The organism is Reinekea blandensis MED297 (assembly GCF_000153185.1).
Lineage (GTDB): Bacteria > Pseudomonadota > Gammaproteobacteria > Pseudomonadales > Natronospirillaceae > Reinekea > Reinekea blandensis.
Genome location: NZ_CH724154.1, coordinates 315,210 through 330,038, shown reverse-complemented (window position 1 = coordinate 330,038; position 14,829 = coordinate 315,210). Strand labels below are relative to the sequence as shown.

Below are 14,829 nucleotides of genomic sequence, written 5' to 3'. Positions count from 1 at the left end.
GACAAAGTGCGAATTGGTCGACCGTCGATCAGGACGACTCCGATTCGCTGCTTGCTGACGCCGACGATGAATCTGAACCCGAACTCCCCGCGGCACCCGTTTTAGAAGATAGCGGCGACAGTGACTCTGATGACAGCTCATCTGGCTCAGACAGCGACTTTGATAACGACGAAAATCTGCTGAAAATTTTCAACTCTGAGCTGGAGACGCACCTTGAGTTTGTGGAAACCTATCTGGCTGATCAGCCGGTTGGGCAGAAACTGCCGGATGCTTTGCAGCGAGCCTTGCATACCATTAAAGGCTCGGCCCATATGGCCAGCATGGATACCATTGCAGAGATTGTGCAGCCCGTTGAAAACCTGGTTAAGGGCTATCAGGAAAGGGGTTTAGCTGCTAACGATAGCATGACCAACAGTCTGGAACGGATGGTGTCGCTGGTTAAGCACTTCACCTCGCCGGGTGTTGATAATCAGATGACCGGCGATGCCCGTGAGTTTATTGCCAGCGTCGAAGGTCAACTCGCGCAGCTCTCAGCGGCAACGGACGATTCGGCCAATGAAGACGTCAGTCTCATGTCAATCTTCCTATCCGAAAGTATGGACATTGTGATGGATGCAGAAAGCATCCTGGATCAATGGCGCAGTACCGGTGAGGCGGGAGATGCGTCGCAAACTCTGATCCGAGAACTCGATACACTGGCACAGGCTGCTCATGCCGTCGACTTGATTCCGCTGTCTCAGTTAAGTAACGAGTTGCGTTCATTGTATGTGGCCGCTGAGTCTAACCCTTACATCATTGAAGAAAAGTTTTTCAATCTGGCGCATGACGGTCATGAGTCGTTGATTTCGATGATGGATCGACTTGCTGCCGGGCAGTCAATTCGTACCGATGCATTGTTCTCCGAAAGACTGCAACAACTCTACGATCTTTACGCGATTCCTTATCAGGTACTTGAACCTGAGCAATCGGATGGCGCGTCATCGGACCCCGTTGATTCAGCACCAAGCTCTTCCGAGCCAAGCACACCGGCTGCGTTGCCTCCGGAAGTGCAGGCCGAGCGGTTCACCGTTGATGGTGACCCTGAGTTGGTTGAAATCTTTTTAGAAGAGGCGAACGACATTCTGGAAAACATCCAGCAGTCTCTGGACGGTTGGATCGAAGATACACAGAACACGATTGAAGTTGAAGCACTCCAGCGCGATCTGCATACCCTTAAAGGTGGCGCCCGCATGGCTGAGGTTTCACCCTTGGGTGACTTGGCTCATGAGCTTGAGTTTTTGTATGAAGGACTGGCTCAAGGTCAATATCAATCTTCCCCCGGTTTGATCACCTTGCTGCAGCAGTGCCATGACCGACTGGCGGAAATGGTTGGCGATATTGAAAGCAGCATGACCTGTGTTTCTGCGCCGGATCTTGTATGGGCCATTTCCCAGTTCCGTAAAAACCCCGGCAGTCCGCCAAGCCCGGTGAACTTAACTCCGGTTAAAGAAGAACCTGAGCTACCGGTTGAAGAGCCGATTGATGATACGGCCGATTCAGTAACGACACCGCCCGTGGAAGAAACGGAAAGCGAACCAGAGACGACGGACGAAGTTGCTGCGGAAGACTCGTCAGATACGGTCACTGAAGCGCTTCCGGAAGATCTGGATTTCGACATTCTGGAAATCTTTATTGATGAAGCCGGGGAGTTGCTGAACGAACTTGAAAACGCTGTCGAAGAATGGCGCTCTGATCCAACCAATGAAGCGCACGCTGATGAGATGAAGCGAGTGCTTCATACCCTGAAAGGTGGTGCTCGATTGGCTCGGTTAAAAGCCCTGGGTGACCAGGCGCACGATTTCGAGTCGTTTATTATCCGGGCTCAGCAGAACCGTATAGATCTGGACGATGCCTTCTTCAAGGAAGTCCTGTTGCGGCAGGATTCCCTGGTCAATGATATTGAGCGCTTGCAGAAGGTGCTAGAAGAGCACGGTTCAGAATCGGGTGGATTTGGTCCCAGCGTTATTCAAATGGTCTCCGAAATGGATGAGTCTGAGTTCGATCAGATGTCCGAAGGCGACGAGCCGAAAACGGGATTGACACTGGTACCCGAACAGGAAACCCCTGTGGAGTCAGAGCCTGATGACAGCAGCACTAAAAATGTGGTGCCCTTTAAAGCTCGACAGGAAACGACCAGCCCCAAATCCGGCGACGCCAGAGGCAATGCGCAAGCCAAACGGAATCAGCCTCAGGAAACGGTAAAAGTCAGTGCCAACCTGTTAGAGGGGTTGGTGAACCTGGCTGGTGAAACCTCCATCTCTCGTGCTCGTTTGGAGCAGGAAGTCAGTGACTTCGGCTTTACGCTCGGGGATATGGATCAGACCATTGATCGACTGCGTGACCATGTCCGCCGACTCGATATGGAAACCGAAGCGCAGATTATCTTCCGCCAGGAGCGCGCCGAAGAGACCAACTACGAAGACTTTGACCCGCTGGAAATGGACCGCTACTCCCAAATTCAGCAACTGTCTCGATCACTGATGGAGGCGACTTACGACCTTCAGGACATTAAGTCGACGCTGAGCGACAAGACTCGTGATGCAGAAACCATTCTGTTGCAACAGAGCCGTATTAATACTGAACTGCAGGAAGGACTGATGCGTACGCGCATGGTTCCGTTCAACCGGTTGTTGCCACGACTGCGGCGGATTGTTCGTCAGGTGTCTGGTGAGCTCGGCAAGAACGTCGACTTCATGGTCGGTAATGCCGAGGGTGAAGTCGATCGAACCGTACTGGAGCGCATGATCTCGCCTTTAGAACATTTGCTGCGTAACGCGGTCGACCACGGTATTGAGAAACCAGACGTACGCTTCAGCGCTGGAAAAGCCGAGCGCGGTACCATACGACTGGATCTGTCTCGCGAAGGTGGAGACATCGTACTGAGTCTGGAAGACGACGGTAAAGGCATTGATGTCGAAAAAATCCGTGCAAAGGCCATCGAGCGTGGTCTGATGAAACCGGATGCCGATCTGAATGACACCGAAGTCATGCAGTTCATCCTGGAGGCTGGTTTCAGTACGGCCGAAGCGGTCACGCAGATTTCAGGTCGCGGCGTCGGTATGGACGTCGTCAACTCTGAGGTGAAACAGTTAGGCGGTTCGATCTTTATCGATTCGGTGGCGGGTCGTGGTTCCATGTTTACCATTCGGTTGCCGTTTACCGTTTCGGTTAACCGGGCACTGATGGTTAACATTATGGATGACCTCTATGCCTTGCCGTTGACATCCATCGAAGGGATTGTCCGTGTCACACCAAAACAGTTGATGGAGTACTACAAGCCCGATGCACCGTTGTTTGAGTACGGTGGCAGTCGCTATCGCCTGGAATACATGGGGGCATTGCTGCATACCGGTGCCAAGCCATCGTTGGCAGGTCTGGATCAATCAGTGCCATTGGTACTGGTGCGCGGTAATGACGCCCGGCATTCCATGGCTTTACACGTTGACCGCTTAATGGGTTCACGTGAGATCGTTGTGAAAACGCTGGGTGCTCAGTTCAGTAAAGTACCGGGCGTGTCTGGTGCAACCATTCTCGGGGATGGTTCCGTTGTGGTCATTCTCGACCTCGGTGCGTTGATCCGATCAGAACTGGTGATTGAGCATCAACCTACGCACGCGCTGGAGCAGATGGCCTCTGAGCCAGAACCTAGCCGAAAGAAAGACGGTCCGTCTAAGGTCATGGTTTGTGACGATTCGGTCACGGTACGAAAGGTAACCAGCCGTCTGCTGGAGCGGAATGGCATGGAAGTTATGCTGGCGAAACACGGCGCCGATGCCATTGCGCAGATGATCGACGAAATCCCAGATCTGATTCTGCTGGATATCGAGATGCCGCACATGGATGGGTTTGAAGTGGCCTCCCGGGTTCGACACGATGAACGTCTGAAGCACATTCCGATCATCATGATCACTTCCCGTACCGGCTCTAAGCACCGAGAGCGGGCGTTGTCGATCGGTGTGAACGACTACATGGGTAAACCATTCCAGGAAGGTCCGTTGTTGGAAGCGATCGAACGGCTGTTGGATGAGTAGGCCGGTGTCATGAAGACGAAACATAACCGCGTTGGCATCATTGCACCGACTCCACTGATTCAACATCAGTTGCAGTCCGTGGTGGCCGAGGCCGGTTATGAGATCGCGGTGAATACCTCACCGGAGCGATTAAACAAAAGCTTTTTAACCAATGAGACCATCCGCTTGTGGGTGGTTGAACTGGAAGAGTCCGAACAATGGACCGGCTTTGTTCAAGAAATTCTCGAACGTACGGAAATGCCCATTCTGTTTGGGGATGGGAACATCCCCGGTAAAAATGATGAAGATTATCCGCGCTGGCGTCGGCGAATTCATGAAAAACTGGCTTCGTTTGCACCCGTGGTAGAAGAAGCTGCCAGTGCACCGGAGATCAACCTGGATGCACTGATTTCCAGCCCGGTGACGCAACGTTACGAGTTACCTGAGTCGCTGAAGCATGCACCTTGCCCGAATCTGGGTCCGATTTGGGTACTGTGTGCGTCCTTAGGCGGCCCTCAAGCCGTGAAAGCCTTTTTGGACCTCCTGCCGTCGGATGTGCCGGCGGCCTTTCTTTATGCACAGCATATTGATGCCGGGTGCCTAGACGCTCTGGTTCAATCTATTGGTCGGCATACATCTTTATCGGTGGTGAATGGCGAGCATGGCGCTCAGTTAGCTAACGGGCGTGTCTTGGTGGTTCCTGTCGATAACGAGATTCGCTTTACTGAAAATCATGGCATTCTTTGGCAAAGCAATGGCTGGAGCGGTCCCTATGGTCCCAGTCATGATCATCTGTTGAAGAACGTGGCTGAACACTATGGTTCGCAGTCGAATGCCATTGTGTTCAGTGGTATGGGCAGTGATGGCTCACTGGGTGCCAGTTTGGTGAAGGAAAGTGGTGGCACTGTCTGGTCACAATCGACAGACAGTTGTGTACAAAGCTCCATGCCTGATTCTGCTGACGATGCAGGCACTGTCGATTGGCGTGGAACCCCGGAACAGATGGCTGAAAAACTTCTCCGTTGGCTCGCTGAGCACCGTCATGCCGCAGCCTGATATGAAGGAAACCTAAATGAAAAAATCAAACCGACTCAGTGCCGGTGATGAAAACAACGTCGTTTCAAGTTTGTTAGTACCGGTGCAGAATAAAAGCCTCCTGGTACCAAACGTCGTGGTTGCCGAAGTCGTGCCTTTGGCGCAAATGGAAAACGAACCGGGCACTCCACCTTGGCATCTGGGATATATCCAATGGCGGGGTGAGCGTATCCCGGTATTGAGTTTTGAAATTGCCAACAGCCAGGTACATGCCCGCGACTCAGATAACGCCCGGTTGGCTGTCATGAATGCCACCACGGGGCAGTCCCGTCATCAGTTTTTTGCGGTGCTGGTGCAGGGTATTCCGCGTATGATCAAGTTAACCGACAATGAAGTGCGTGAAGACAAACAGGTCTCTCGGGGCGATGCAGAACAGATGGCGGTGATCACTCAGCTGGGCAAAGCGGTGATTCCGGACCTTAATTATCTGGAAAATCTGTTGACCAAACTGGCCTGATAACAACGCGAGCGGCTCATTCAGTTGTCGTCAGACTCAGAGCCGCTTCATCGCGTCATTAATGCGTTTTTCCAGCTTAAGTTTTAGTGAGACGTAGTGACGGGTTTGATCTCGGCCGAACTCAAAGCTGTCGGTAACGGATTCGGTCAACGCCAAATCGGTAATGTAGACCGGATACTTTTGCCCCGACGCCCGTAACCCCAACACAAAAGAGGCAACAGCGTTGTAAAGATTGTCGCCTAAGACCGCGCTGTGAAACTCCTTTTCGTTACAAACAACGTGATAGTCATATCCGCCCTGATCGGACAGGTCTACGTTGACCTGCACACTGATAAAACGTCCTTTGTTGACCAGCCCTCCTAACTTGATTCGCTTCAGTTCCAATCCGTTTTTCTGCCGAACAATCTGATGACATTGAATGGTTCGTTGTGGCATGAGCTGTACATCGGTATTACTGCGTTGCCGATGTTCAGTGACTTTCAGAAAACGCAGCAGAGGCGACAGCAAGGTTGCAACGTTGTGCAACGGTTGCACAAACCGCATCAATGACCCTTGCTCATCGATCAGGTAGAGTGTTGCCTGAGTGGTTTGAAGTTCGAAGGCCACGTTTACCGTGTTCGCACTATGGGTCTGGTAAAGCTGGCTCATTAAAGGTTGATCCTGCTGGAAGACCCGATCAAATACGACCGGACTGTACTCTGCCTGTTCGTGGCCGAGGTGCTGTTCCAGCTCGGTCACGTCCGACAGTGTTTGGAAGTTGGTGACCCGGTTGATGTGTTGAAACAAAATGCAGTTGTCACTCAGGTTAAACACAAACCGTGTGTTTTTCGGGTGCATGGGCGAGCATAACGCCGACAGCGCGTCCTCAAACAAATCTTTGACCCGTTTTGCAATAGCCTGAGGACGAGTCTGATTGTGGCAGACGGTTTCAATAATCGGCAGGCCGCTACGGGTTTGTTTGTTGACCCGATTGATCAGCGATTTCAGTGCTTTGGTCATGGCGTCCTGATCGGCAAAGCGTTCGACCACCACCTCTCCCCAGGTGTTGACCAACACCATATCAATGCTCAGTACCAGGTTTTCGCGAAGCGCACTGAAGTCCAGACTGTTGCTGCGTGCAGATATTTTTTGTAACCCGCGAGCGGACAGATAGTGCAGCGGGTCTCGGCCAACATTAATGAAACAGACGACTTTCGTCAGAATGGCCGGATGATAAAAACTGTTGCTGTCGATCTTGGGCAGTGGCGTCGGCAGGATCTGACGCATTGAGGCCAGCAACATGCGGATTTCGAACTCGGTAATGGCCTGCTGCATCGGATAAATCGGAATGTGCAGGTGGGCGCTGATCAGCCCGTTCAGATGCGACCAGAGCAGCGTCTCCAATAACCCCTTGGAATACTTGAGCGGCGAAGGCGATGGGTCCGCATCCAGCGGTCGGTTATAGGCCGCCCATAAGAACACGCCGGGTTCCTGTTTGCTTTCGCGTTCATACAGACGGATTTTTTCGTGGCTGAGATCGACATCCAGGCCGATTCGGATGAAGTCAATTTTGCCGGGTCGACGATCAAAGGCCGCATGCAGCTTACGACTCAGGATCAACAAGTCACGCTGACTCATCACATGAGTGCTGTGGTGCTCAGACGCAAACTCCGTCAGGAACCGATAACTGTGGGTCAGCTCATTAATTAATAACCGACGTTCGCTGAGTACCTCCTCGATGGTCCACGCGCGGAAGTTATCCAGGTGCGCAATGGTCGACTTGGTCCAGCCCCAGGAGTCGAGCAGATAATCCATCAGCTCCCGGCGCCAGTTATAGGTGCGGGTCGGTTTCGACAAATTGAGACCAACCTTAAAATAAAAGCAGCGTCGCAACAGCGCCAGCCGTTCCATTTCATCCCGTTCCGTCAAATAGGATTCGATGCGGCGATAGAGCATCACATAGGGGTCCAGATCATCCAGCGACAGTTTCATCCGGTAGATGTCCGACTTGTATTGATGCGCGAGACTCTCAATGGCGGGGTACTCGCGAGCGTAGATTTCGAGCAGAATCAGTTTCAGAACAGACTTGTAGGGCGAGTCGATGGCTTTGTAAATCTGCCACATTCCCGCCCCGATAAATTCGCCGGCGGGCAGTGTCGCAATAGGGCCAAAGTCGGTGGTGTTGGCGTCATTGACATAGCCATCGTAGGCCATGGTGTCCAGTGCGCTGCGATACTCGCTTTCAAACGCTGTCGGTACCAACCACCAGGCCGGAATGTTGCCGGCCAATACCTGCACGGTACGATAAAACTCATCGAGCAGCAGAACGTGTTGTGTCGAGCCGCAGTTTTCTCCGGTCAGTGACTGTTGTTCGCCGCCGGAAAATCGGTGGGCATCCATCAGAAAGAAGTGCACTTCCAGATTAAACCCGCTGGCCCAGACCGAAATCTGTTCCGCTTTGGTCTGTAATCGGTCGATGTCGCGATCATTCAGTTCACTGTTGTAGCAGACCCAAATATCCAGATCCGATGACGTTGACTGTCCGATGCTGCCACTCGATCCCATCAGATACAGGGCTGATAGCGCCGGTTTGGTCAGCGAGACGCGTTTGCCGACCTGCCCACGGGTGATGGATTGAGCGAGCCGGATGACTGTATCCGACGGATGATAGTTAGAGATGCCGAAAGGCACGTCATCCCGGCTGCTGTAGCCCGGAAGGCTCTCATGATTAATGTGGAAGAGTAACGGCAGCAAGTCGAAACACTGTTGCTGTTTGGGCTGCAAGCCTTCCCGGACTCGGGCCAGGCGACCCTGATTCACCGTCATGAATCGTTCTGTCGCATGCTGGACATGGGCAGAAGAGGGGCCTTTACTTTGAATATAGCCAGGCGCTGAGGAATGCGGTTGGTTGTCGTCCATATCGATGCTGAACAGAATCCTGTTTGTGTTCTTTTTGCAAAGTTTAGGATCTGTCCGGGCGATGTCCACGTTTTTCATCAGAAGGTTGGCCTTCAATGCTTGGTGTAATACTTTGTTACAGATGAGGTTCGGCGTGAACGATCGCTTGTGAGATACTGTCGGCTCTGAACGTTGCCGGTGAAAGCCCGCCTGAAAGCACCGCCAGGTGTTCGGGTAGCAGGCCCGGCCAACTCCTTAGATGGGTTTACAATGACAACAGAACAACAAAAACGATTGCTCGTGGTCGATGACGACCTGGAAATTCGCGAACTGTTGACCGAGTACCTGACCAAGAATGGATTTCGGGTGGACTCTGCTGCTGAAGGTCAGCAAATGCGGGAGAAGCTCAATGCGGGTCATTTTGATCTGATTGTGCTTGATATTATGATGCCCGGTGATGATGGCTTTACGCTGTGCAAGGAAGTCCGAACCAAGTCGAACATTCCGATTATTATGCTGACGGCCGGCGCTGACGAAACCGATCGGATCATTGGTTTGGAATTGGGCGCAGACGATTATGTCGGCAAGCCATTCAACCCTCGCGAACTGCTCGCCCGAATCAAAGCGGTCTTGCGTCGTTATGAAGAGACGGCGGTTGTCCCCAAGGTGGCCGAGATCATCCGCTTTGGCGACTTTTCACTGCATCTGACCAACCGTGAACTGCAGTATCAGGACAATCCCCCCGAGGCTCTGAACGGCGCCGATTTTAATTTACTGAAGTTGTTCCTGTCGCGACCGGGCGAGGTCCTCAGCCGCGATGACCTGTCACATCATCTGCGCGGGCGCGATGCATCGCCGTTTGACCGCTCCATTGATGTGCAAATCAGTCGACTGCGCTCGAAACTGCGCGATGACGGTAAGTCGCCTCAGCTGATTAAAACGGTGCGTGGTGCCGGTTACATACTGACCGCGCCGGTGGTCAACGAAAGCTGATGTTCTGGCGCCCAACCTCGCTCTTTACCCGTTTTCTGGTTCTGATGATCGCAGCCCTGGTGCTCGCCCTTTGGGTCAGTAACTATGTCTGGGTGACGGTGCTGGAAAGCCGGCGACTGGAGCGAGGTCAGGAAATGGCCCGGGATATGGCGTACTCGGTCGCGTCGACAATGGAGTTCATTCGTGCCTATCCGCGCGAGTATCGTCACATCATTCTTAATCAGTTCCGCGATATGGGCGGCTCGCGTTATCTGGTATCGATCAATGAAGGTTATATCGGTGTTGAACCGTTTCTGGAAAGTGACCTGAAAGAAGCTTTCATTGCCGATTTCCACAGTGCCATTTACGAAAAAATCGGCAGCCGGCTCGATGGGTTGACCGTTGAGTTTGCCAACCCTTTAGAATTGCGGGTTTACAACGGAGTTCGCTTGGTCGATCTGCCGGATCGCTGGGCGCAGAACTCGCTGATTCGTGAACCCGAGCCCGCCCCGGTGCTGGTGGCGCAGGTCCCGATAGGCGAAGGCGAGTGGCTCTATCTCGCCGGTCTGCTGCGCGAGCCATATTATCTGAGCGAAAGTCGTTATCTGAGTGCCGATCAACTGCTGTTTGCCGGCATCATGGTGACCGCTCTGTTTGTGGTCAGTTGGGTCATGATTCGCTGGTTGACCCGTCCACTGATGAAGCTGGCAAATGCCGCCCGGCACTTGGGGATCGATCTCGACTACGATCTGCGTCCCCTGCAGATCGAAGGCACCCGCGAAGTTCGGGAAACCGCGTTGGCTTTTAACTTCATGCAGGAGCGTGTGCTGCGGTTTATCGAAGACCGGGAGCGGATGTTCTCAGCCATATCACATGACCTTAAAACGCCGATTACCCGCCTGCGGTTACGTACTGAGCTGATGGATGACAGTGAAGCTAAACGGAAGATGGTCACCGATCTGGAAGAGCTGGATGCCATGGTCCGCGGCGCGCTGGACTTGGGCAAAAGCACCGATATTCACGAGCACACTCACGCCATCAATATCAATCAGCTGATCCGCACATTTAAAGACGAGTACAAGCTGATGGGGCATGAAATCGAAGTCCGCGGTATCGCCAAGCGGCCGCTCTACGGCAAACCCTTGGCACTGAAACGCAGCCTGTCAAACTTACTCAATAACGCCTTTTTTTATGGCAAGGAAGTGCGGATTGATGTTGTCGATACCCGTTCGGAACTAAAACTCTATATTGTCGACAACGGACCGGGAATACCGGAAGATAAGCTTGAAAAAGTGTTTGAACCTTATGTCCGGTTGGAAGGGTCCCGTAATCGCAACACCGGAGGCGCCGGGTTGGGATTGAGTATTGCCCGGAACATTATTCATGCCCACGGTGGCCAACTGAAACTGCGCAATCGGGTCGGCAGTGGTCTTGAAGTGGCCGTGATACTGCCCAGAATCTAGTGTCCTGTTAACGCGATTTGCATCCAATTCTGTTGGCATTGTGCGTTTTCAGCAGGCTTTTCAACACTCATCTACACTCTTTACTTGCTCTGGCTGGGGTGAACTGGGTATAGTTATCCTGTTCAAGTGGTCAGGTTTTTATTTTAAGAGGAAACATCATGGCAACCCCTCATATCAAAGCGGAAAAAGGCGATTTTGCTGAAACGGTCTTGATGCCCGGTGATCCGCTGCGCGCAAAACACATCGCAGATACATTTTTAAGTAACGTCAAACTGGTGAATGAAGTTCGTAACATGTTCGGTTACACCGGTGAGTACAAAGGCAAGACGGTTTCTGTTATGGGATCCGGTATGGGGATTCCGTCCATTTCGATCTACGCCAAAGAACTGATTACCGAGTTCGATGTGAAAAACATCGTTCGAATCGGCTCCTGCGGTGCGCTGAAAAAAGACATTCAGGTGCGCGATGTGATCATCGCCATGGGTGCCAGTACCGACTCAGCCGTTAACCGCTCTCGCCTGGCCGGGTTCGATTACGCCGCCATTGCTGACTACTCACTGTTAGAAGCCTCAGTCAATGCTGCCCGTAGCGCCGGTAAGCAGGTTCGGGTGGGTAACGTGTTTTCCGCGGATCTGTTTTATTCACCTGTGGACGGCATCATGGACACCCTGGCTAAGATGAACGTCCTGGCCGTGGAAATGGAAGCCGCCGGTCTTTATGGTGTTGCCGCTGAATATGGTGCCAACGCGTTGGCGATGATGACAGTCAGTGATCACATCATTACCGGTGAAGCGCTTGACGCCGATGCCCGCCAAAACACCTTTAATGACATGGTTGAAATTACGCTGGATGCAGCGCTGACTTTCTGATTTGAGGCACTATGAGCGATAACAAAAAAGACCTGCATGCGTTGGCACAGCAGGGCGCAGAAAAAGCATACGCACCCTACAGTCAGTTTCCGGTGGGGGCTTCTCTGCGTACCCGTACCGGTGAGACGTTTATCGGTTGTAACATTGAGAACTCGTCCTATGGCTTGGGTATCTGTGCCGAGCGCACGGCTATTGCAGCCGCCGTGACGGCCGGTTTCGGACCCGGGGATATCGAAGAAATGGCCGTCTATGTCCCGGATGAAAACATAGCTTCACCCTGCGGTGCTTGTCGGCAGGTGATCAGCGAGTTTCTTGATAAAGACAAAACCGTGACGGCGTATAACCGGCATGGCGACTCAAAAACCTGGACCATCGAACAGCTGCTCCCGGACGGGTTCAGTCTTCGCAACTAACTTCTGTGAAAAGGGCGCTAAATGCGCTCTTTTTATTCTGCCTTGCTAATAAATCTGAACTGATAGTAACGGTCGGTCAGTGCGTTAATCGGCCTGCCAGTTGCCAGTTGCCATCTGGCTCTGATCCTCTCCTAATATTTCCCTGCTCATTTGGTGTTTGGTTCCGTAATGGAAAACCACCACCGTCTGGTTAGACATTGGTCTTAATTGTTAACAATGCTGTTGAATTGATAATAAATAGAGCGCTAAATGCACATTAATTCGACCCATTGTTAACAATAATAAATCAGGAGGCGAAGGTGTCTTACGCAGAATCTTATCAGCAGGCGCGTCGTGAACCGGATCAGTTCTGGCTGAAACAGGCGCAGTCGCTGGCCTGGTACAAAAATCCGAGCATTGGTTTCGCAACCGACGAAGACGGAAATGATCGCTGGTTTCCGGACGGCGAGCTGAATACCTCATATCTGGCTTTAGATGTACATGTTGAGCAGGGACGTGGCGATCAGACCGCGTTGATTTACGACTCTCCGATGACCGGTACGGTGGAGCACATCCGCTATTCAGACCTACTGGATCAGGTGCAACGGTGTGCCGGTCTGTTGGCGCAGCAGGGAGTTCAAAAAGGGGATCGTGTGGTGATTTACATGCCGATGATCCCTCAGGCGGTTGTGGCCATGCTCGCCTGCGCGCGACTGGGTGCCGTGCATTCTGTGGTCTTTGGTGGCTTTGCTGCCAAAGAGTTGGCCGTGCGGATTGAAGATGCGTCGCCAAAGGTGGTTCTGTCTGCCACCTGTGGCCTGGAAGTGGGTAAGACCATCAATTATCAACCCCTGTTGCGCGAAGCACTGGCTTTAGCTGAGCACCAACCGGAGCAGGTCATTGTCTGGGAAAGGCCGGAACAGCCGCTGACAGAAGCCGGTCTTTTACGCTGGCAAACATTGCTCGACAGTGCTGAACCGGCCGACTGCGTGGCTGTGAAAGCGACTGATCCGCTCTACATTCTGTATACCTCGGGAACAACCGGTAAGCCAAAAGGGGTGGTTCGTGACAATGGCGGCCATGCGGTTGCCATGCGTTATTCGATGTCCGCGCTCTATGATGTGCAACCGGGCGATGTCTATTGGGCTGCCTCGGATGTTGGCTGGGTCGTGGGCCATTCATACATTGTCTACGCCCCGCTGATTACCGGTTGTACGACGGTTCTCTATGAAGGAAAACCCGTTGGGACTCCCGACGCCGGCGCGTTTTGGCGTGTTGTGGAACAGCATCAGGTTAAGGTGCTGTTTGCAGCGCCCACCGCGTTCCGGGCGATTAAGAAAATCGATCCGGAAGGTGAGTTTATTCAGAAATATAATATTGAATCGTTGCGGACTATCTTTATGGCCGGGGAACGGCTCGATCCGCCCACGCTGGAATGGACCGAACAGAAAACCGGTAAGCCCGTGGTCGATCATTGGTGGCAAACGGAAACCGGCTGGGCCATTGCCGGCAACCCAGTGGGTTTAGAACAGTTTGAGACACGTGCCGGCAGTGCCTGCATGCCGCTACCGGGGTTCAATGTCGAAATCCTCGATGCCGATGGTCGGGTTCAGCCACCGGACACGCAAGGTTTCATTGCGTTACAGCGGCCTCTGCCACCGGGTTGTCTGACGACGATCTGGAACAATCAGGCCCGTTTTGAATCGGGATACTTACGACAGTTCGTCGGGTATTACGTCTCCGGCGATGGCGGCTACAAAGACGCTGATGGTTATCTCTACGTGATGGGGCGGATTGATGACGTCATCAATGTGGCCGGTCACCGACTGTCGACTGGTGAGATGGAAGCGGTCATCGGAGCCCACCCGGCGGTGGCAGAATGCGCCGTGATCGGAATCCGGGATGAGTTGAAAGGTCAGCTGCCTTTGGGTCTGGTAGTCTTGAAAGACGGGGTCTATGTGGACGACGACGAACTCAGTACCGAACTGACGCAACGGGTACGCGAAGAGATCGGTGCCATTGCCTGTTACCGACAGACCGTGATTGTCAATCGACTGCCCAAAACCCGCTCCGGAAAAATTCTGCGTGCCACGTTACGAAAAATGGCGGACAACGAAACCTATACGGTGCCATCGACCATCGATGACCCATCTGCGCTTGATGAAATTCAACCGCTGTTAACGTCAAATGCCTGATTCTTCACCTGATGGATCAAAGCGTTTTTTAAAGGTAAAGGCCTGCGCATGCGGGCCTTTTTCACGTAACCACGTCAGTCGTTCGTGAGCTTCAGCCGGTGTGGGTTGGTGACCTGCCGGAACCCACCATAATACCGAGTAAGCATTTACCATCCGGTGAAACCACTCTTTGCGGCGCTTCATGATCTCGGTATGGGCTGATCGATAGACATAGTTGTGCAGAGCGTCGATGGACTCCCAGACGGAAATGTTCACAATCACGTCGTCACCAAAGGGCCGTAATTCCGTTGCGTCTCCGTCGTCGGTCTGTAAGCGCCAAATGAAGCCGGGTGAAGACTCGGCGAGGGCATTGATCCGATCCAGATTATTGACAAAATCCGCGAGTTCGGGGGAATCAAGCGGCGCTTTGAGTTCGGCGATGTTTAACTGAGCTAAATGAAAGTGCATACGGGTCTGGCGT

The 14,829-nt window shown here is 52.8% G+C and carries 10 protein-coding genes; 8 read left to right on the top strand and 2 right to left on the bottom strand.

The features are described 5' to 3' along the window. The 3 genes from MED297_RS22370 to MED297_RS19155 form a co-directional block, all read left to right on the top strand. Positions 1-4,070 (top strand): Hpt domain-containing protein (locus MED297_RS22370; protein WP_008047938.1); only part of this gene is annotated, 4,070 nt, incomplete at its 5' end. Positions 4,071-4,079: 9 nt separating this feature from the next. Beyond that, entirely contained in the window at positions 4,080-5,105 is a 1,026-nt protein-coding gene (locus MED297_RS19160) for a chemotaxis protein CheB (RefSeq protein WP_008047936.1), read from the top strand. A gap of 16 nt (positions 5,106-5,121) precedes the next feature. Beyond that, complete coding sequence (locus MED297_RS19155; RefSeq protein WP_008047935.1) at positions 5,122-5,601, top strand: chemotaxis protein CheW; 480 nt, start codon at positions 5,122-5,124, stop codon at positions 5,599-5,601. 36 nt (positions 5,602-5,637) lie between these two features. Here the strand turns inward: MED297_RS19155 and MED297_RS19150 are convergent, their stop codons facing one another. Further along, a complete protein-coding gene (locus tag MED297_RS19150; RefSeq protein WP_040557634.1) occupies positions 5,638-8,499 on the bottom strand; it encodes a class I adenylate cyclase in 2,862 nt (953 codons plus the stop codon). 249 nt (positions 8,500-8,748) lie between these two features. Between MED297_RS19150 and MED297_RS19145 the strand changes: the two genes are divergently transcribed. The 5 genes from MED297_RS19145 (at position 8,749) to MED297_RS19125 (ending at position 14,369) form a co-directional block, all read left to right on the top strand. Continuing rightward, entirely contained in the window at positions 8,749-9,471 is a 723-nt protein-coding gene (locus tag MED297_RS19145) for a response regulator (protein ID WP_040557708.1), read from the top strand. Continuing rightward, on the top strand, positions 9,471-10,913 hold the full coding sequence (locus MED297_RS19140) for an ATP-binding protein (protein WP_008047929.1): 1,443 nt from the start codon (positions 9,471-9,473) through the stop codon (positions 10,911-10,913). Before MED297_RS19145 ends, MED297_RS19140 begins: the two co-directional genes overlap by 1 nt. Positions 10,914-11,071: 158 nt before the next feature. Further along, a complete protein-coding gene (gene deoD / locus MED297_RS19135; RefSeq protein WP_008047927.1) occupies positions 11,072-11,782 on the top strand; it encodes a purine-nucleoside phosphorylase in 711 nt (236 codons plus the stop codon). Positions 11,783-11,793: 11 nt separating this feature from the next. After that, the gene (cdd, locus tag MED297_RS19130; protein WP_008047926.1) at positions 11,794-12,195 is read left to right on the top strand and encodes a cytidine deaminase; all 402 of its coding nucleotides are present in this window, start codon (positions 11,794-11,796) and stop codon (positions 12,193-12,195) included. Between the two features lie 299 nt (positions 12,196-12,494). Further along, entirely contained in the window at positions 12,495-14,369 is a 1,875-nt protein-coding gene (locus tag MED297_RS19125; RefSeq protein ID WP_008047922.1) for a propionyl-CoA synthetase, read from the top strand. Here the strand turns inward: MED297_RS19125 and MED297_RS19120 are convergent. Beyond that, positions 14,358-14,816 carry a DUF3291 domain-containing protein gene (locus tag MED297_RS19120; protein ID WP_008047920.1) on the bottom strand — a complete coding sequence of 153 codons (459 nt, stop codon included), beginning with the start codon at positions 14,814-14,816 and terminating at the stop codon, positions 14,358-14,360. The two genes, MED297_RS19125 and MED297_RS19120, sit on opposite strands and share 12 nt — an antisense overlap. Between the last annotated feature and the right edge of the window lie 13 nt (positions 14,817-14,829).

Coding starts and splice junctions, on each gene's coding strand:
- MED297_RS19140 (WP_008047929.1), top strand. CDS start 9,471: ATGTTCTGGCGCCCAACCTCGCTCTTTACCCGTTTTCTGGTTCTGATG.
- cdd (WP_008047926.1), top strand. CDS start 11,794: ATGAGCGATAACAAAAAAGACCTGCATGCGTTGGCACAGCAGGGCGCA.
- deoD (WP_008047927.1), top strand. CDS start 11,072: ATGGCAACCCCTCATATCAAAGCGGAAAAAGGCGATTTTGCTGAAACG.
- MED297_RS19145 (WP_040557708.1), top strand. CDS start 8,749: ATGACAACAGAACAACAAAAACGATTGCTCGTGGTCGATGACGACCTG.
- MED297_RS19150 (WP_040557634.1), bottom strand. CDS start 8,499: ATGGACGACAACCAACCGCATTCCTCAGCGCCTGGCTATATTCAAAGT.
- MED297_RS19155 (WP_008047935.1), top strand. CDS start 5,122: ATGAAAAAATCAAACCGACTCAGTGCCGGTGATGAAAACAACGTCGTT.
- MED297_RS19120 (WP_008047920.1), bottom strand. CDS start 14,816: ATGCACTTTCATTTAGCTCAGTTAAACATCGCCGAACTCAAAGCGCCG.
- MED297_RS19160 (WP_008047936.1), top strand. CDS start 4,080: ATGAAGACGAAACATAACCGCGTTGGCATCATTGCACCGACTCCACTG.